This is a genomic window from Paracoccus lichenicola, assembly GCF_009708075.1.
Lineage (GTDB): Bacteria > Pseudomonadota > Alphaproteobacteria > Rhodobacterales > Rhodobacteraceae > Paracoccus > Paracoccus lichenicola.
This window is the reverse complement of sequence record NZ_WMBT01000001.1, coordinates 405985-420594: the sequence shown is the minus strand read 5'-3', so window position 1 is coordinate 420594 and position 14610 is coordinate 405985. Positions and strand designations below refer to the sequence as shown.

The following is a 14610-nucleotide window of genomic DNA, read 5'->3' as shown; positions in this document are numbered from 1 at the left end:
TCCGCGCGCGCACCACAGGCGTAAGACAGGGGAAAAAGACAAAAGGCCCCAAGGATGAGCAGCATGAGGAAATCCCTTCGCGGACAGGTCGATCCCTTCATCGTCATGGACGTGATGGAGGCCGCCGCCCGCGCCGAAGCGAAGGGGCGCCACATCATCCACATGGAGGTCGGCCAGCCCTCGACCCCCGCGCCCGAAGGCGCGCGCCGGGCGCTTGCCGCCGCGCTGGAACAGCCGCTGGGCTATACCGTGGCGCTTGGCCTGCCCGCGCTGCGCCAGGGGATCGCGGATCTGTATCGCCGCTGGTATGGGGTGGACCTGGACCCGGCCCGCGTGGTGGTGACGCCCGGCAGCAGCGGTGCCTTCATCCTGGCGTTTTCGGCGCTGTTCGACGCGGGCGACCGGGTGGCGATGGGCTATCCCGGATACCCCAGCTATCGCCAGATCCTGCGGGCCATGTCGCTGGAACCCGTGGGGATCCCGACCCGCCCCGAGGACCGCTATCAACCGCGCCCTGCCGATCTGCCCGACGGCTGCGCCGGGCTGATCCTCGCCTCGCCCGGCAACCCGTCGGGCACGGTGCTGCGCGCGGACGAATTGCGCGCGCTGTCCGATGCCGCGCAGGCCAAGGGGATGGCACTGATTTCCGATGAAATCTACCATGGCCTGTCATACGCCGACCGCTGCCATTCCGCGCTGGAGGTGACGGACGAGGTCTTCGTCATCAACAGCTTCAGCAAGTATTTTTCCATGACCGGCTGGCGGGTCGGCTGGATGGTGGTGCCGCCCGATCATGTCCGCACGGTGGAACGCCTGGCCCAGAACCTGTTCATCTGCCCGCCCCATGCCAGCCAGGTCGCGGCCCTTGCGGCGCTGGATTGCACCGGGGAAGCCGACGCGAACCTGGCCGTCTATGCCGAAAACCGCCGGCTGATGCTGGACGGCCTGCCCCGCGCGGGCTTTCATCGCATCGCGCCGCCCGAGGGGGCCTTCTACATCTATGCCGACGTGTCGGACCTGACCGACAATTCGTTGAACTTCGCGGCCGAGATCCTTGAAAAGGCAGGTGTCGCCGTCACGCCGGGGCTGGACTTCGATCCCGAACGCGGGGCGCGGACGCTGCGCTTTTCCTATGCCCGCGCGACGGCCGACATCGCCGAAGGGCTGCGCCGCCTGGCGGAGTTCATGGCCGCGCGATGAGATGGTGGCTTCTGATCCTGACGCTGCTGTCGCTGCCAGCAGGGGCCGAGGAACCCGCACGTCTGGATCCGGGCGCATCGGCATTGGTCGCGACCGGGCGCGGTTGGGGCGGGCCAAGGCCGCTCGAACTGCGGCTGGCCCTGACCCGGGCCGTGCCTTACCGCGTCTTCCTGATCGGCGATCCGGCGCGGCTGGTCGTGGACCTGCAAGGGGCGGACCTGGGACTGGCGCGGCCCGGGGATCTGTTCGGCGCCGATCTGGTCCCCGCGATCCGTTGGGGCAAGAACGGCGAGGGCTGGTCGCGCATCGTGGTCGAACTGCCCGGCCCTTACCGCATCGACCGCGCGGGCCAGAGCGCGCGGGCGCCGCTGTCCCAGATCACGGTGGCGCTGGCGCCGGTCGCGCCCCAGGACTTCGCGCCCGACCGCTCGGCCACCGCGGCCTTGCGCGACCTGCCCGAACCCGCCAGCATTCCGCCGCCCGCGCCCGACTACCGCTTCACCGTGGTGCTGGATCCGGGCCATGGCGGGTTCGATCCCGGCGCGCTGGCCGAGGGCGAAAGCGAGGCCAACCTGGTCCTGGTCTTTGCGTTGGAACTGCGCGCGGCCCTGCAGGCGCGGGGCGTCGATGTGCAACTGACGCGGGGGGACGACAGCTTCGTGTCGCTGGAACGGCGCATGACCGCCGCGCGGGCTGCGCGGGCGGATCTGTTCATCTCGCTGCACGCGGACGCGCTGCCGGAAGGGCAGGCGGCGGGCGCCACGGTCTATGTCTGGAACCCCGACGCCGACAGCCGCGCGGACGAACAGCTGGTGCTGCGCCATGGTCCCGACGACCTGGTGGCGGGGCTGGACCTGACGGGCCAGGACGACGCGCTGACGGGCGTGCTGATGGATTTCGCCCGCACCGACACGCAGCCGCGATCGCGCAACTTTGCCGACTGGCTGGTGTCGCGCATGTCGCTGATGGGCATCGGGATGCACGGGCGGCCCGTGCAAAGGGCGACCTATTCGGTGCTGAAATCGCCCGACATCCCTTCGGTCCTGCTGGAACTGGGCTTCATCTCGGACCAGGACGACCGGGCGAACCTGCTTGATCCGCAATGGCGCGGGCGCATGGTGCAGGTGGTGGCCGAGGCCGTCACCGGCTGGGCGCGGGACGAGGCCGCGCGGGCCACGATGCTGCGTCAATAAGGGCGCCATCGCCCAGTGTTGTTTTGACCGGGGCAGGGAGCGCCGTTATAGACGGGGCCACGTCCTCGAAAGGCCCCATCCTTGCTGCGCCCCATCCTGTCCTTTTTCGGTGCCATCTTCTCGTGGTTCGTCACCGCCAGCTTTTTCATCGCGCTGACGCTGGGCGCGATCTTCTGGATCTATTCGCGCGACCTGCCCAGCCACGAGACCCTGGCCCAATACACGCCCAAGACCATCAGCCGGATCTATTCGGGCGAGGGGCGCCTGATCGACGAATTCGCCGAGGAACGCCGCCTGTTCGTCCCGGGCGAGGAAATCCCCGACCTGGTGAAACACGCCTTCATCAGCGCCGAGGACAAGAATTTCTACAGCCACCCCGGCTATGACATCCGCGGCATCGTGGGTGCCGCCTGGCAGGCGGTGGCGTCGCGCGGATCGTCCGTGCGCGGGGCGTCCACCATCACGCAACAGGTGATGAAGAACTTCCTGCTGTCGTCGGACCGCAGCGTGGAGCGCAAGGTCAAGGAACTGATCCTGGCGTCCCGGCTGGAGCGCACGCTGTCCAAGGACCAGATCCTGGAACTGTACCTGAACGAGATCTTCCTGGGCCAGAACAGCTTCGGCGTGGCCGCCGCCGCCCAGACCTATTTCAACAAGTCCCTGACCGAGCTTGCCCCGCACGAGGCCGCGATGCTGGCCGCCATGCCGCAGGCGCCGGGCCGTTATCACCCCGTCACCGCCAAGGACCGCGTGACGGAACGGCGCAACTATGTCCTGCGGGAAATGTGGCAGAACGGCTATATCGACGAGGCGACCTATCAGGCCGAGGCGAAGCTGCCGCTGAAATCGGTGCAGAACGGCGATTACCCCGCCTTCCGGCAGCAACTGCCACCGCGCGACTACTTCACCGACGAAATCCGCCGCCAGCTGTCGGCGCAGTTCGGGAACGAGGAATTCTTCGGCGGCGGCCTGACCATCCGCGCGACCGTCACGCCCGACCTGCAGGCGGCGGCGGCGGATGCGCTGCGCGAAGCGCTGGAGGATTACGACCGCGGCACCGGCGTCTGGCGCGGCACCCGCCAGACGATCCCCGCCGAGCAACTGGCGGACGAGGCCGCCTGGCGCGGCGCCCTGTGGCAGGCGCAAGTCCCGCGCGACATCCCCGGCTGGCATCCCGCCGTCGTGCTGGAGGTGGGCGAAACCGACGCCCGCATCGGCATCGAGGGGATCGAGGAAGACGCCGACGGCCACTGGATCCCCGCCGCCGACGTGCAATGGGCGAGGAAGCGCGGTCCCGACGGCAGGCTTGGCCCCCGCGCGCGCGTGGCGGGCGATCTGCTGGCCGTGGGCGACGTGGTGCTGGTCCGCGCGATGACGCAGGACGGCGATGGCAGCTTCATCCGCTGGACCCTGCGCCAGGTGCCTGAAATCCAGGGCGGCTTCATGGCCATGGACGTGAACACCGGCCGGGTGATGGCGATGCAGGGGGGGTTCAGCTACCAATCCTCGGTCTTCAACCGGGCCACGCAGGCGCAGCGCCAGCCGGGGTCGTCCTTCAAGCCCTTCGTCTATGCCGCCGCGCTGGACAACAACTATACCCCCGCCACCATCGTCGTGGACGAACCGATCAGCATCAACACGCCCTATGGGCTGTGGGAACCCAAGAACTCCAGCGGCAAGCATTACGGCCCAACGCCCCTGCGCACCGGCATCGAGATGTCCAGGAACCTGATGACCATCCGCATCGCCCAGGACATCGGGATGGAACGCGTGGCCGAATATGCCGAACGCTTCGGCGTCTATGACGACCTCAAGCCCTTCCTGGCCAATGCCTTGGGCGCGCAGGAAACCACGCTGTTCAAGATGGTCGCGGCCTATGCGATGTTCGCCAATGGGGGCGAACGCGTGGAACCCACGCTGGTGGACCGCGTGCAGGACCGGCGCGGGCGCACGATCTATCGTCACGACCGGCGCGTGTGCGAGACCTGCGGCCAGCAGGCGCTGCCGGCGGGGCAGGGACCGGTGATCGACACCAACCGCGAACGGGTGATGGACGCGGTGACGGCCTATCAGCTGACCTCGATGCTGGAAGGGGCGGTGGAACGCGGATCGGGCAGCGGGGTGGACCTGCCGGTGCCGATCGCGGGCAAGACGGGGACCACCAATGATGCCAAGGACGTGTGGTTCATCGGCTATTCCTCCAACATCGTCGCGGGCTGTTACCTGGGCTATGACCAGCCGCGCAGCCTGGGCGAGAATGCCTATGGCGGGACGCTGTGCGTGCCGGTCTTCAACGCCTTCATGCGCAAGGCGGTGGCGGAATTCGGCGGCACGGAATTCGCGGTCCCGCCGGGCGGCTATTGGGTCAAGATCGACCGCACCACCGGCCAGCGCCTGTCGGACGACGCGTCCGGCCCGAATGTCGTGGCCGAGTATTTCCGCGACGGCACCGACCCCGATTGGGGATCGCCGCGGATCGTGTCGGGCTTCGGCGACGGCGATGTGATCCTGCCATGGGAGGCGGGCGCGGGCGCCGGGTCGGGCACCGCCATCACCACCTCGACCGGGGAACGCAAGGTCATCCCGCGCCAGACCGATTTCGGCACCATGTCCTCGGGCGGGCTTTACTGATCGGGGTGGTCGTCCCGATGCTGCAGGCTGCAGCACCGGCCCTGGCCCTTGCCCCACGGCCTCGCGCGCGGTATCACCCCTGACCTGACGCCAGCCTTGAGGATCCGCCCATGCGCGCCGAGACGCAGTCCACCATCGAATCCATCCGCAAGTCGCTGACCCTGCTGGGCCAGCGGATGGATTGGCAGACCGCGCCCCATCGGCTGGAGGAGATGAACGCCATGATCGAGGCGGGCGACCTGTGGTCAGACCCCGCCCGCGCGCAAAAGCTGATGCGCGAACGCCAGGCGCTGCTGGACGCCATCGAGACCTATCGCCGCATCGACGGGGATCTGTCGGCCAATGCCGAGATGATCGACCTGGCCGAGGAGGAGGGCGACACCGACCTGGTGGCCGAGGCCGAGGCGAACCTGAAGTCGCTGGCGGAACTCGCCGCGCAAAAGGAACTCGAGGCGCTTCTGAACGGAGAGGCCGACGGCAACGACACCTTCCTGGAAATCAACGCGGGCGCGGGCGGCACGGAAAGCTGCGATTGGGCGTCCATGCTGGCGCGCATGTATGTCCGCTGGGCCGAGAAAAAGGGCTACGAGGTCGAGTTGCTGTCGGAAACCTCGGGCGACGAGGCGGGCATCCGCAGCGCGGCCTACAAGATCAGCGGGCACAACGCCTATGGCTGGCTGAAATCGGAATCGGGCGTGCACCGGCTGGTCCGCATCTCGCCCTATGACAGCGCGGCGCGGCGGCACACGTCGTTCAGTTCCGTCTGGGTCTATCCCGTCGTGGATGACAATATCGAGATCGACATCCCCGACCGCGACATCCGCATCGACACATACCGGTCGTCCGGCGCGGGCGGGCAGCACGTCAACACCACCGACTCGGCCGTGCGCATCACCCACCTGCCCACGAACATCGTCGTCACGTCCTCGGAAAAATCGCAGCACCAGAACCGCGCCAACGCCATGGCCGCGCTGAAGGCGCGCCTGTACCAGTTGGAACTGGACAAGCGGAATGCCGAGATCAACGCCCAGCACGCCGCCAAGGGCGATGCCGGCTGGGGCAACCAGATCCGCTCCTATGTCCTGCACCCCTACCAGATGGTCAAGGACCTGCGCACGGGCGAGGAAACCAGCGACACCCAGGGCGTGCTGGACGGCGACCTGGACGCCTTCATGGCGGCGACCCTGGCCCTGGATGTCGCGGGCAAATCCCGGGCCGAGGCCAACGCCGCCGACTGATCCGCCGCTGGACCCGCCCGGCTTTGCCGTTATGCTGCACCTGCAGAAACGGGGGCGGCGATGGATGAAAAGCACATCAACCTGGCCTTGCAGGGCGGCGGCGCGCATGGGGCCTTTTCCTGGGGCGTCCTGGACCGCCTGCTCGAGGAAGACTGGCTGACGATCCATGCCATCAGCGGCACCTCGGCAGGGGCCTTGAACGGGGCGGCGCTGAAGGCCGGGCTGTCGCGGCACCAAGGGTTGCCGGGACGCCGGGCCGCGCGCCAGAACCTCGATTACCTGTGGGCACAGGTCGGGCAGATCAGCGACAACCGGGTCGTGCGCTGGATGCATTCGCTGGTGCCGACGCCCCGGGGAATGGAGCGCCTGGCCGAACTGTTCTCGCCCGCCGCCTGGCTGGACAACCTGACGCGGATCTTCAGCCCCTATGATTACGGCCCGTTCTACGTCAATCCGCTTGGCTCGGTGCTGCGCGAACTGCCCTATCCCGACTTCAGCAACACGCGCGGGCCGCAGCTGTTCGTGGCGGCCACGAATGTGCGCACGGGCCGCATCCGGGTCTTCACCAATGCGGCCGCCACGCCGGACGCGGTAATGGCCTCGGCCTGCCTGCCCAACCTGTTCCGCGCGGTCGAGATCCCCGATCCCGACACCGGGCAGATGGAGGCTTTCTGGGACGGCGGCTTCACCGGCAATCCGGCGATGTTCCCGCTGTATGACCAGCGGCTGCCGCGCGACATCGTGATCGTGAACATCAACCCGCTGCTGCGCGACGGCATCCCCCGCACCCCGGTCGAGATCGCGGACCGCGTGAACGAGGTCAGCTTCAACGCGTCGCTCATGTCCGACCTGCGCGCCATCAACTTCGTCAAGCGGCTGTTTGCCGAGGACCGCTTGCAGAACCGGGCGATGAAGAACCCGCTGGTCCACATGATCCTGGACGACGTGCTGATGAACGACCTGAACGCCCGGTCCAAGCTGACGCCCGCGCCGGGCCTGCTGGCGCGGATGAAGCTGGCCGGCCAGACCGCCGCCGACACCTTCCTGCGCGATCATGCCGATGCCCTGAACAAGCGCGACACGGTCGATCTGCCGGCGCTGTTCGCGGGATCGGGCATCATCGGCTAGCCGCCCAAATCGGCACTGGCCAAGGCCTGCGGCGGACGCTAGAAGGCAACCCGGCGGGCGGTTAGCTCAGTTGGTAGAGCGCCTCGTTTACACCGAGGATGTCGGGGGTTCGAGTCCCTCACCGCCCACCATTTCCATGAACATCAAAGCCGTAGATGCTGCTTCCCTGCTAGTGCGCCACCACAGTGAGCCACAGGATGCGCCTTGCCGCCTATTTGAGCCGGTCCCGACATGGGGTCTTTTACTTCCGCTGGCCGATCCCGCAGCGCCTTCACCCTTCCCGGAAGCGCAGCCATGTGCGCCTTTCGCTGCGGACAAGGTGCCCGGCCACGGCGCAGCGGCTGTCTCGTGCGCTGGTGCTGGCTGGACAATCTAGGATTGAAGCGGCATGTGCCCAAGCCATGAAATACGTAGACATCAGACAGCATGTGCTGGATCACTTCCGGGGAATGCTGGATCGGTTCAAGGACGGTGTGGACGACAGCGGGCCACTTGGTCCCGTCCGCTATGCGGCGCTGGAAACGACACAGGGCCTTGCTGACAGCGATCTGGATACTTGGGCAGGCTTGATCCATCCCGAAGGGCCAGATGGCCTTGTGCAAGCGTTCTGCGCCCAGCGCGGCATTCCGGCTGCCGATCTATCTGCCCAGCATCGGGCTTGGCTGCTGGATGCATTGCGGAAAGGACATCATGCCTTCGCCAAGGCGGCGCTGGGGCATGTCGATGCACTGGAACGGTTCGATTTGGATATGCCGCCCGGCAATGCGGCGGGTGCTGGCACTGCCGACGATGATGCTGCCAGCGGTCAAACCCAGATAAGCTATCAGGAAGTTGTGGATCAGTACTTCGCCGAAGTGGCACGTTCGGGCGGGGTCGCGGTTAAGACGGATGCCGACAAGCGCGCGGCCTTGAACCTGCTGGCAGAGATTACAGGCGACAAGACCGTGGCGGCAATCACCAAGGCCGACGCGCAGCAGGCCAAGCAGGTGCTTATGCAGTATCCCGCTAACCGTCAGAAGAACCGCATCACAAGAGGGAAGCCGCTAAGTGAAGTGCTAGACTTGCCCGGTGTTCCCAAGATCGCAGCCAAGACCCTGAACAGCTATCTAAGCAATATGGAAACCTTCATGGGCTGGGCTGTCAGGAACGGCCATGCAGACGCCAATCACTTCGCGGGGATGCAGGTCAAGGTGCAGCGGGCCAAGGCCGATCAACGCGACCCGTTCACCGATGCGCAGCTAGCCCGGCTGTATGAGCATCTGATCGACAACCCCATGAACTTGGTCAAGACGGATGCCGCTAAGTGGGGCAGCTTGGTCGGCATGTTCACGGGTATGCGGTTGAATGAGATCGCCCAGCTTGAGACTGCCGACATCAAGCAGGTTGACGGGGTATGGGTTATCGACGTGTCAGATGTTGGCGAGGGGAACCGGAAGCGGCTCAAAACTGCCGCCGCTGATCGCCGGGTGCCGCTGCATGACCGTCTGATCGCGACAGGGTTCCTCGACTTCGTGGAAGCCCAGCGCGACGCAAGGCAGGAGCGGCTATTCCCTGCACTGTCCTTCTGCCCCAAGAACGGCTATGGCCGGGCAATCGGGCGCTGGTTCAACAATACGCTGCTGCCAAAGCTAGGCATGAAGTCTAAGACCCTAGTGTTCCACAGCTTCCGACATACCATGAACACCAGACTGTATCAGGCGGATGTGCCGGAAGCGCAGATCAAAGCCATCATCGGACATGAACAACAGGGCGTGTCCACGGGCACGTATCTGAAAGATGGCTTCCGGCCTGCGCAACTCAAGGCGGCAATCGACAGGTTCGAGTTCTAGGGGTCGGCGCTGGTCGCCTGCATGTCCAGGTATCGTCGCGGCCTGCGATCAGATGTCCCATCCCTTCGGCTTGCGCTTCTCGGGGGCAGGCGGGTTGCCGATCTCGATCACGGTTGACCCGTCTGGCCGATGCACGATCCCGGTCGGCGTCAGGCCCCGTTCCTGAATTAGCCGCAGGGTGTCCGCGATCCACTTTGGGCTGGCCTTGGCACGGCGGCGGGGCTGCGGCACGGGAACCGCCACAGCCTGCCCATGAGCGCGGACTAAGGCGAGAACGGCTTGTAGTAGGTCGCCGGTAGGGTCAGGCGCAGCCGCGCCGATCTGCCCGCCGCATTTGGCGCAGTGCGCGTCGCCCGATTGCCCGGCATGGTCTGATGGTTCGGCAAAGGCCGCTGCGACAACCTGCATGACTTCGGCGTCAGTGAGGGCAGGGAGCCTGTCGGTAGTCAGGGGAAAGCCCATCCGTTCTAGCGCAGTCTCGGTTTCAGTCAGGTCGGGGGCTGCGGTTGCCGGGTTGGGTTTGCCGTTCCAATGCTGTTTCATATCACGATGCCTCTGGAAGATCCTGTGCGGGCCATACAGCGGCCCTGACGCTTTGCGGTAGGTGGATAGCGGCGGGATGCCTTATGGGCACCACAGGCGCAGCAGCGCGGCGCTGTAGAAGGGCCAGCCCGCAGTCAGCCGCACGGCGATAGAATAACTGCCGCAGGACACGCTGATGAAAGAACCACAGGCTGCATTCGATTGAGCCGAACCAGACGGCATCATGCAGGCGCGGGTTCGGGATGCGCCAGCCTGCCCGCATGTCCCAGAACTGCATCCCGGCTGAAAAGTCCAGCCCGCCCACATCGCCCCGCAATTCCGGGTGTGGCTGGTTCTCGATACGGGCCATGAGTTCGTCGCCGGGCATTTGGCAGAGTTCCTGCCAGCTTGTTCCTAAGTGAACCATCAGGACAGCCGCGACCCTCTCAACTGTGCCTTTGGGGTGTTCGTGCCGGAAGGTCTGCCAGTCTTGCTCGGACCATTGCCGGTCGGGTGCGCTGTTGGCGCGCGTCTTGGATCGGGCGGGGATGCAGGCCCGGAGCCGCTGGCGTGGAATAACCCCTTGCCGCGCTGCATGGGACAGCACCAGATGCAGAACCATCCGCCCGGCTGCTGGGCTGCTGCATGTCTGAACGATGCAGTGCAACTCATGCGCATCCAGCTTCCGCACGTCGATCCATCCGAGGCAGCCAGCAAGCCTGTTTGCTTCTGCCTGGAGTTCAGCCAATCGTGCAGCGGATGTGCGCCGGGGTGGTTCACCATGCAACTGATACTGCCGGATGCAGCGGGCAAGGGAATAGGGAAGCCCTTGCAGAACTTCCCTGACTTCCCCCGGCAGAAGTCCTTTACGTGTCAGCGCAGTCGGATATGCCGGGGAATAGGTGGGCAAGTTACTGCGCAAGTGATCTATGCTTATTGGCGCAGCAGGTTTCATTTCAACAACTGACATTGAACTACCTATTGCTGCTGAATTGATGTTTCTTGCAGCCGTCTTTGGCTGTTGGAATGGTGATAGCTAAGTGATTTGGTCTGCACAATAGACAAAATGCGGTTAACTGCTGCCTTGCAATCCAATTCAGGGGTGCAATCCCGTTAATTCGTTGGGATTGAAATGCGGGATTGTACCTTTATTTGCTGATGCTTGGCTAATGGCTAACCGGGTGCGTTAACCCTTATCTTGGCTAACCTAAATATTTTTGCATGGCTGATCTGGAATGCTGGGGTGGCGCATAGGAAGTACCGTTATGGTGACGCCCAGGATGAACACTTATCGGGGCAGGGTGGGGCTGGAGCAAGCAGCCCCCCCCACCATCCCTCTACCATATACCATACCGGGGACGTTAAGGGATCGGTGCTGTGTCGGCGCAGTCAGCAGCCAAAGACGACAGATCAGCCGCAGACAGGCCGGGTTGATCCGGGCGCAGGATGCCGGTCTGATTGGCGCTGGCAAAGAAGATAGATTGCCCCGGCTAAGGATGTGCCGTCAGCCCGCCACATTGGGTCACAGACAGGCGCTTGCGGCCCTGTTGGGCCAGCAAATCCTATGATCTAGCAGGGGGGGCATCCGGCCAAATCCTTAACGTCCCCGGTATGGTAATGGGTGGGCGTAGTGGTGGTTCTTACTCAACTCGAACCGGCGGGGTCTGGCCGTATCGTTGCCTGAACACTGCCTGCATGACATCAAGCAGTTCGTCCCGCCGATCCTCTTGGATAATCACGCTGTCATGGATGGGCAGTGCCGGGATGCCTTGGTCAGCGAAGTGCAGCAGGATCGCTTCCATGAGATCGCTGTCGATGCGCTGGAGCCTTCGCCCTGTTCCCGAGCCGAATGCGTCTTGCAGATCAGGGAAGGCATCCCGGATCATCTGCTGAAACTCGGGCTTGCTGATCCCATAGGGTGACAGGTCAAAGTCGCGCGGTTCTTGCGTCCCCCGGTCTGCATTCAGCATTGCATTGAATGTCCGCTTCACTGCCTTCCGCCAGTCCCGGTCTTTCCCATTGGATAGATCAGTGACGGCTGAATAAGGATCGGCTGGAATGTCTATCTTGCGTTCAGCAAACAAGATGGCGGGATGCAGGCCGGAGTAATCCGCTTCAATTGTTCGATGCCCATTGATTAGAATGCCGGGCCGAATGCGTTTGCGGACATACTGCCACCATCCGCCATAAAAGCGCCCGCCTAAATCAAATGACCCATAGTTGAAAACGCGGTAGAGCGTCTGGCCCTGTTCGATCAGGCTGTAATCGTCTGGGCGGTCTGGGTCGTAATCACCGTCAATCGAGATCGCCTGGACAGTGGTGATGTGCGCGATGGAAAGAACAGCGTTGATCCGTGCCAGGTTATCTCGCATCCGCTGCATCTTTGCTGTGTCCTTGTAAGGGCAAAGCCTTGCCCTGCGATTGGCAGTGCCCTTGTCCTTGAGCCTGACTGTCTCGCGGGCATCGGATACACGGAACTCGCCTGCACGTTCGGCTTCTTCTCTCTTAGGATGCGGGGTTAACTCTAACAGTGCGGTTTCCGTTAGCCGGTACCGGGCAACCTGACTGCCGCCAGCGTGGTTAAATGCGGCTGCCGTCTCTATAATGGTTCCTGTCTCAAGCAACTTGTCTCTGGCATCCGTGAACGCCCGCTCTGTCATGAACTCGGGCCGATAGCGCGCTGCACTATTCAGCGCATCATGTCCCGTGCCGATACCAACTGACAGCCGGGCGTCATGCTTTGCTGCACGTACTAGGTTCAGCAGGATCACTTGCAGGCAACTTGCTACGTTACTCTGCACGTCCTTGCGTATCCGCTGCCTGCTGCCGGTCCAAAGCTGCATGGCGGGTGCTGCCAGATTGCGCGCAATGGCCTGAATGCCGGGGTTATCCGTTTCCAACCATGGATCAAACGCCCAGGAATAGTCCCCCTGCGGTTCCAAGCTGGCAGGGTCAATGCCAAACTGGCGGAGAATGTCGTCAGGCATCATGCCCCCAGCCGATCAAGGACGCGCTTCACCTGTGAAGGCTGCCATGATCCGCCGCGCGCGGTCGGTACCCCGGCGCTGTTCAGATGGTCCGCTATTTCTTGCAGCGGCTTTCCTGCCTCTCGCAGTGGTATCACTATGCCTGCCACCTTCTGCGCCCTAGCTGCGGCGTTCGCTTGTATAGCCGCGTTGCGCTGCATGGTCTTGTCCCGCAGTCCGCCCAGCTTAACGCCCCGTGCTTTCGCCTCGGCCAGTGCTGCCGTGGTCCGCAGGCTGATGAACTCGCGTTCTTGTTCAGCAAGTGCCGCGTATATGTGAAGCTGGAACTTGTCGGCATGGGGCATGGAAGCAACCCGCAGCCGCATCTTCGGATCATCCATCAGCGTGGCGATGAACGATACCTTGCGGGACAGGCGGTCCAGCTTGGCGACAAGCAGTTCCGCCCCTGTGCTGCGGACTAGTGCTAGCGCCTCTTGTAACTGTGGGCGATCTGCGGTCTTGCCGGACAGCACGTCAACGCACTCCGCTATCACTTCGTAGGGCGTATCGCTGTAGGTATCAAGGAACAGGCGGATGTCCCGGTCCTGTGCATCCAGTCCTAGCCCGCTTTCACCTTGGCTGACTGTGCTGACGCGCTTGTAAATCACATACCGCTTCATGCTGCTGCCCCTGCTGGCGGGCACAATCGGCCCATGCGGCAGCCTTAGCACAGGCTCATTTCAAATGTCAACGTAGGTTGTGGTTGTTATAGATGATGTGTTGGCATGGTCGGGTTAACCTGTCTGCCTAACGTAGCGTCCTGGCAACGGATCAGGCTAGGGCAGGGTGGCTTGCATCCGGCGCTGCCCTGCTGGTGCTGATCCTGGCAAGTGGGGGCCATGGGGGAAGTGCAGCGGCGCAGTGGAGATAGATGCCCCCACGAAAAAATGTGTCGGATTTTTATGGCCTAGTTGCCCTCATCCAATCGGGATAGGACGCACTCCGCTTGGCGTTTAATCGCCGCCTGCTTGTGATCTTCTAGACCAAATCCCATGCGGAGGACCGTTGACCGTGCGATAGCAAGGTCCATTGCAATCTGTGTAGATAGAGCAATGTCATGCCGATCATGCTTGGCGTCGATGGTAGGTGCAGCCCGCGTAACAAAGTCCACGGCGACTAGTGAAGCAAGTTCATCGTCACCACCCAATGCTAGGATTGTCGCAGCACAGTCAATCTGATGATCTATGTCGCTCTGACGGATCATGTCCGCATACAGCTTTCCTGACTGCGCTGATACCGTCAGGGGGGCACCAGCAACCAATAGCATCAAAAACACGCACATTTTGTTCATCGTTCGCAAGCCTTTACGTAGTATCTTGGTAACGATGCAGCAACGCTACCCAGCACGACAATAGGAAGCTGCGAACTCTATGAAAATCGCAGGCACTTGCTCACCACAGCCACAGGTGCGACACACAGGTGCGACACAACGCAACCCGCGCACATGGCAGCGAACGCAATATCAACGGCTTGACTGGTTGGTGGGCAGTCCCTCACCGCCCACCATTTCCGCGGTCTCGTCATTCCTGATCAGCGCTGCATTCCGAAGCGGATCGGTATTTTCCCATGTTTTTCGATGTCTCCCTGCGACATCACAAACTTCCTGCAGGCAGGACATTTTCCGCTTGCAGCCCGCCGCGCGCCACCCTATAGACCCCGCACGCGACGTTGAAAGACGAAGCAGACCTCCGGTGGGGCCATAGCTCAGTTGGTAGAGCGCTTGAATGGCATTCAAGAGGTCAGGGGTTCGACTCCCCTTGGCTCCACCAAGAATTCCTTACATCATCGAAACGATGACCTGCCCGATGACGGTGCGGGTCCGGTTTTCCCGGCCTTGCCGATC

11 protein-coding genes, 2 tRNA genes and 1 pseudogene are annotated in these 14610 nt (G+C 63.4%); 9 read left to right on the top strand and 5 right to left on the bottom strand.

The genetic code is table 11. The features are described 5' to 3' along the window. Positions 1–63 precede the first annotated feature (63 nt). The 8 genes and pseudogenes from GIY56_RS02080 to GIY56_RS02050 all read left to right on the top strand — a co-directional run bounded on the left by GIY56_RS02080 (position 64) and on the right by GIY56_RS02050 (position 9219). Positions 64–1200 carry a pyridoxal phosphate-dependent aminotransferase gene (locus tag GIY56_RS02080; protein WP_154763145.1) on the top strand — a complete coding sequence of 379 codons (1137 nt, stop codon included), beginning with the start codon at positions 64–66 and terminating at the stop codon, positions 1198–1200. After that, positions 1197–2393 carry an N-acetylmuramoyl-L-alanine amidase gene (locus tag GIY56_RS02075; protein ID WP_154763144.1) on the top strand — a complete coding sequence of 399 codons (1197 nt, stop codon included), beginning with the start codon at positions 1197–1199 and terminating at the stop codon, positions 2391–2393. Before GIY56_RS02080 ends, GIY56_RS02075 begins: the two co-directional genes overlap by 4 nt. Positions 2394–2474: 81 nt before the next feature. Further along, positions 2475–5024 (top strand): penicillin-binding protein 1A, encoded by a 2550-nt coding sequence (locus GIY56_RS02070; protein WP_154763143.1) that lies wholly within the window; start codon positions 2475–2477, stop codon positions 5022–5024. 110 nt (positions 5025–5134) lie between these two features. Next, positions 5135–6262: a peptide chain release factor 2 gene (prfB, locus tag GIY56_RS02065; RefSeq protein WP_154763142.1), complete on the top strand. Its 1128-nt coding sequence runs from the start codon at positions 5135–5137 to the stop codon at positions 6260–6262. Positions 6263–6322: 60 nt separating this feature from the next. Further along, positions 6323–7390, top strand: a complete 1068-nt coding sequence (locus tag GIY56_RS02060; RefSeq protein ID WP_154763141.1) for a patatin-like phospholipase family protein — start codon at positions 6323–6325, stop codon at positions 7388–7390. A gap of 55 nt (positions 7391–7445) precedes the next feature. Further along, a tRNA-Val gene (locus GIY56_RS02055) sits at positions 7446–7521 on the top strand. Positions 7522–7587: 66 nt separating this feature from the next. Then, positions 7588–7764: pseudogene (locus GIY56_RS18915) on the top strand (DUF6538 domain-containing protein); the annotation flags it as partial. Positions 7765–7791: 27 nt separating this feature from the next. Next, on the top strand, positions 7792–9219 hold the full coding sequence (locus GIY56_RS02050; RefSeq protein WP_196053517.1) for a site-specific integrase: 1428 nt from the start codon (positions 7792–7794) through the stop codon (positions 9217–9219). Positions 9220–9267: 48 nt separating this feature from the next. On the opposite strand, the gene GIY56_RS02045 is transcribed toward GIY56_RS02050, so the two are convergent. From GIY56_RS02045 to GIY56_RS02025, 5 genes are all read right to left on the bottom strand, one after another. Further along, positions 9268–9762 (bottom strand): hypothetical protein, encoded by a 495-nt coding sequence (locus tag GIY56_RS02045; protein ID WP_154763139.1) that lies wholly within the window; start codon positions 9760–9762, stop codon positions 9268–9270. A gap of 1 nt (position 9763) precedes the next feature. After that, positions 9764–10651 carry a hypothetical protein gene (locus tag GIY56_RS02040; protein ID WP_154763138.1) on the bottom strand — a complete coding sequence of 296 codons (888 nt, stop codon included), beginning with the start codon at positions 10649–10651 and terminating at the stop codon, positions 9764–9766. Between the two features lie 730 nt (positions 10652–11381). Then, entirely contained in the window at positions 11382–12731 is a 1350-nt protein-coding gene (locus GIY56_RS02035; RefSeq protein ID WP_154763137.1) for a hypothetical protein, read from the bottom strand. Further along, on the bottom strand, positions 12728–13387 hold the full coding sequence (locus tag GIY56_RS02030; RefSeq protein ID WP_154763136.1) for a recombinase family protein: 660 nt from the start codon (positions 13385–13387) through the stop codon (positions 12728–12730). Before GIY56_RS02030 ends, GIY56_RS02035 begins: the two co-directional genes overlap by 4 nt. Positions 13388–13674: 287 nt before the next feature. Beyond that, positions 13675–14058: a hypothetical protein gene (locus tag GIY56_RS02025; protein WP_154763135.1), complete on the bottom strand. Its 384-nt coding sequence runs from the start codon at positions 14056–14058 to the stop codon at positions 13675–13677. 402 nt (positions 14059–14460) lie between these two features. On the opposite strand from GIY56_RS02025, the gene GIY56_RS02020 reads away from it, so the two are divergent. Further along, a tRNA-Ala gene (locus GIY56_RS02020) sits at positions 14461–14536 on the top strand. The last annotated feature ends 74 nt before the right edge of the window (positions 14537–14610 follow it).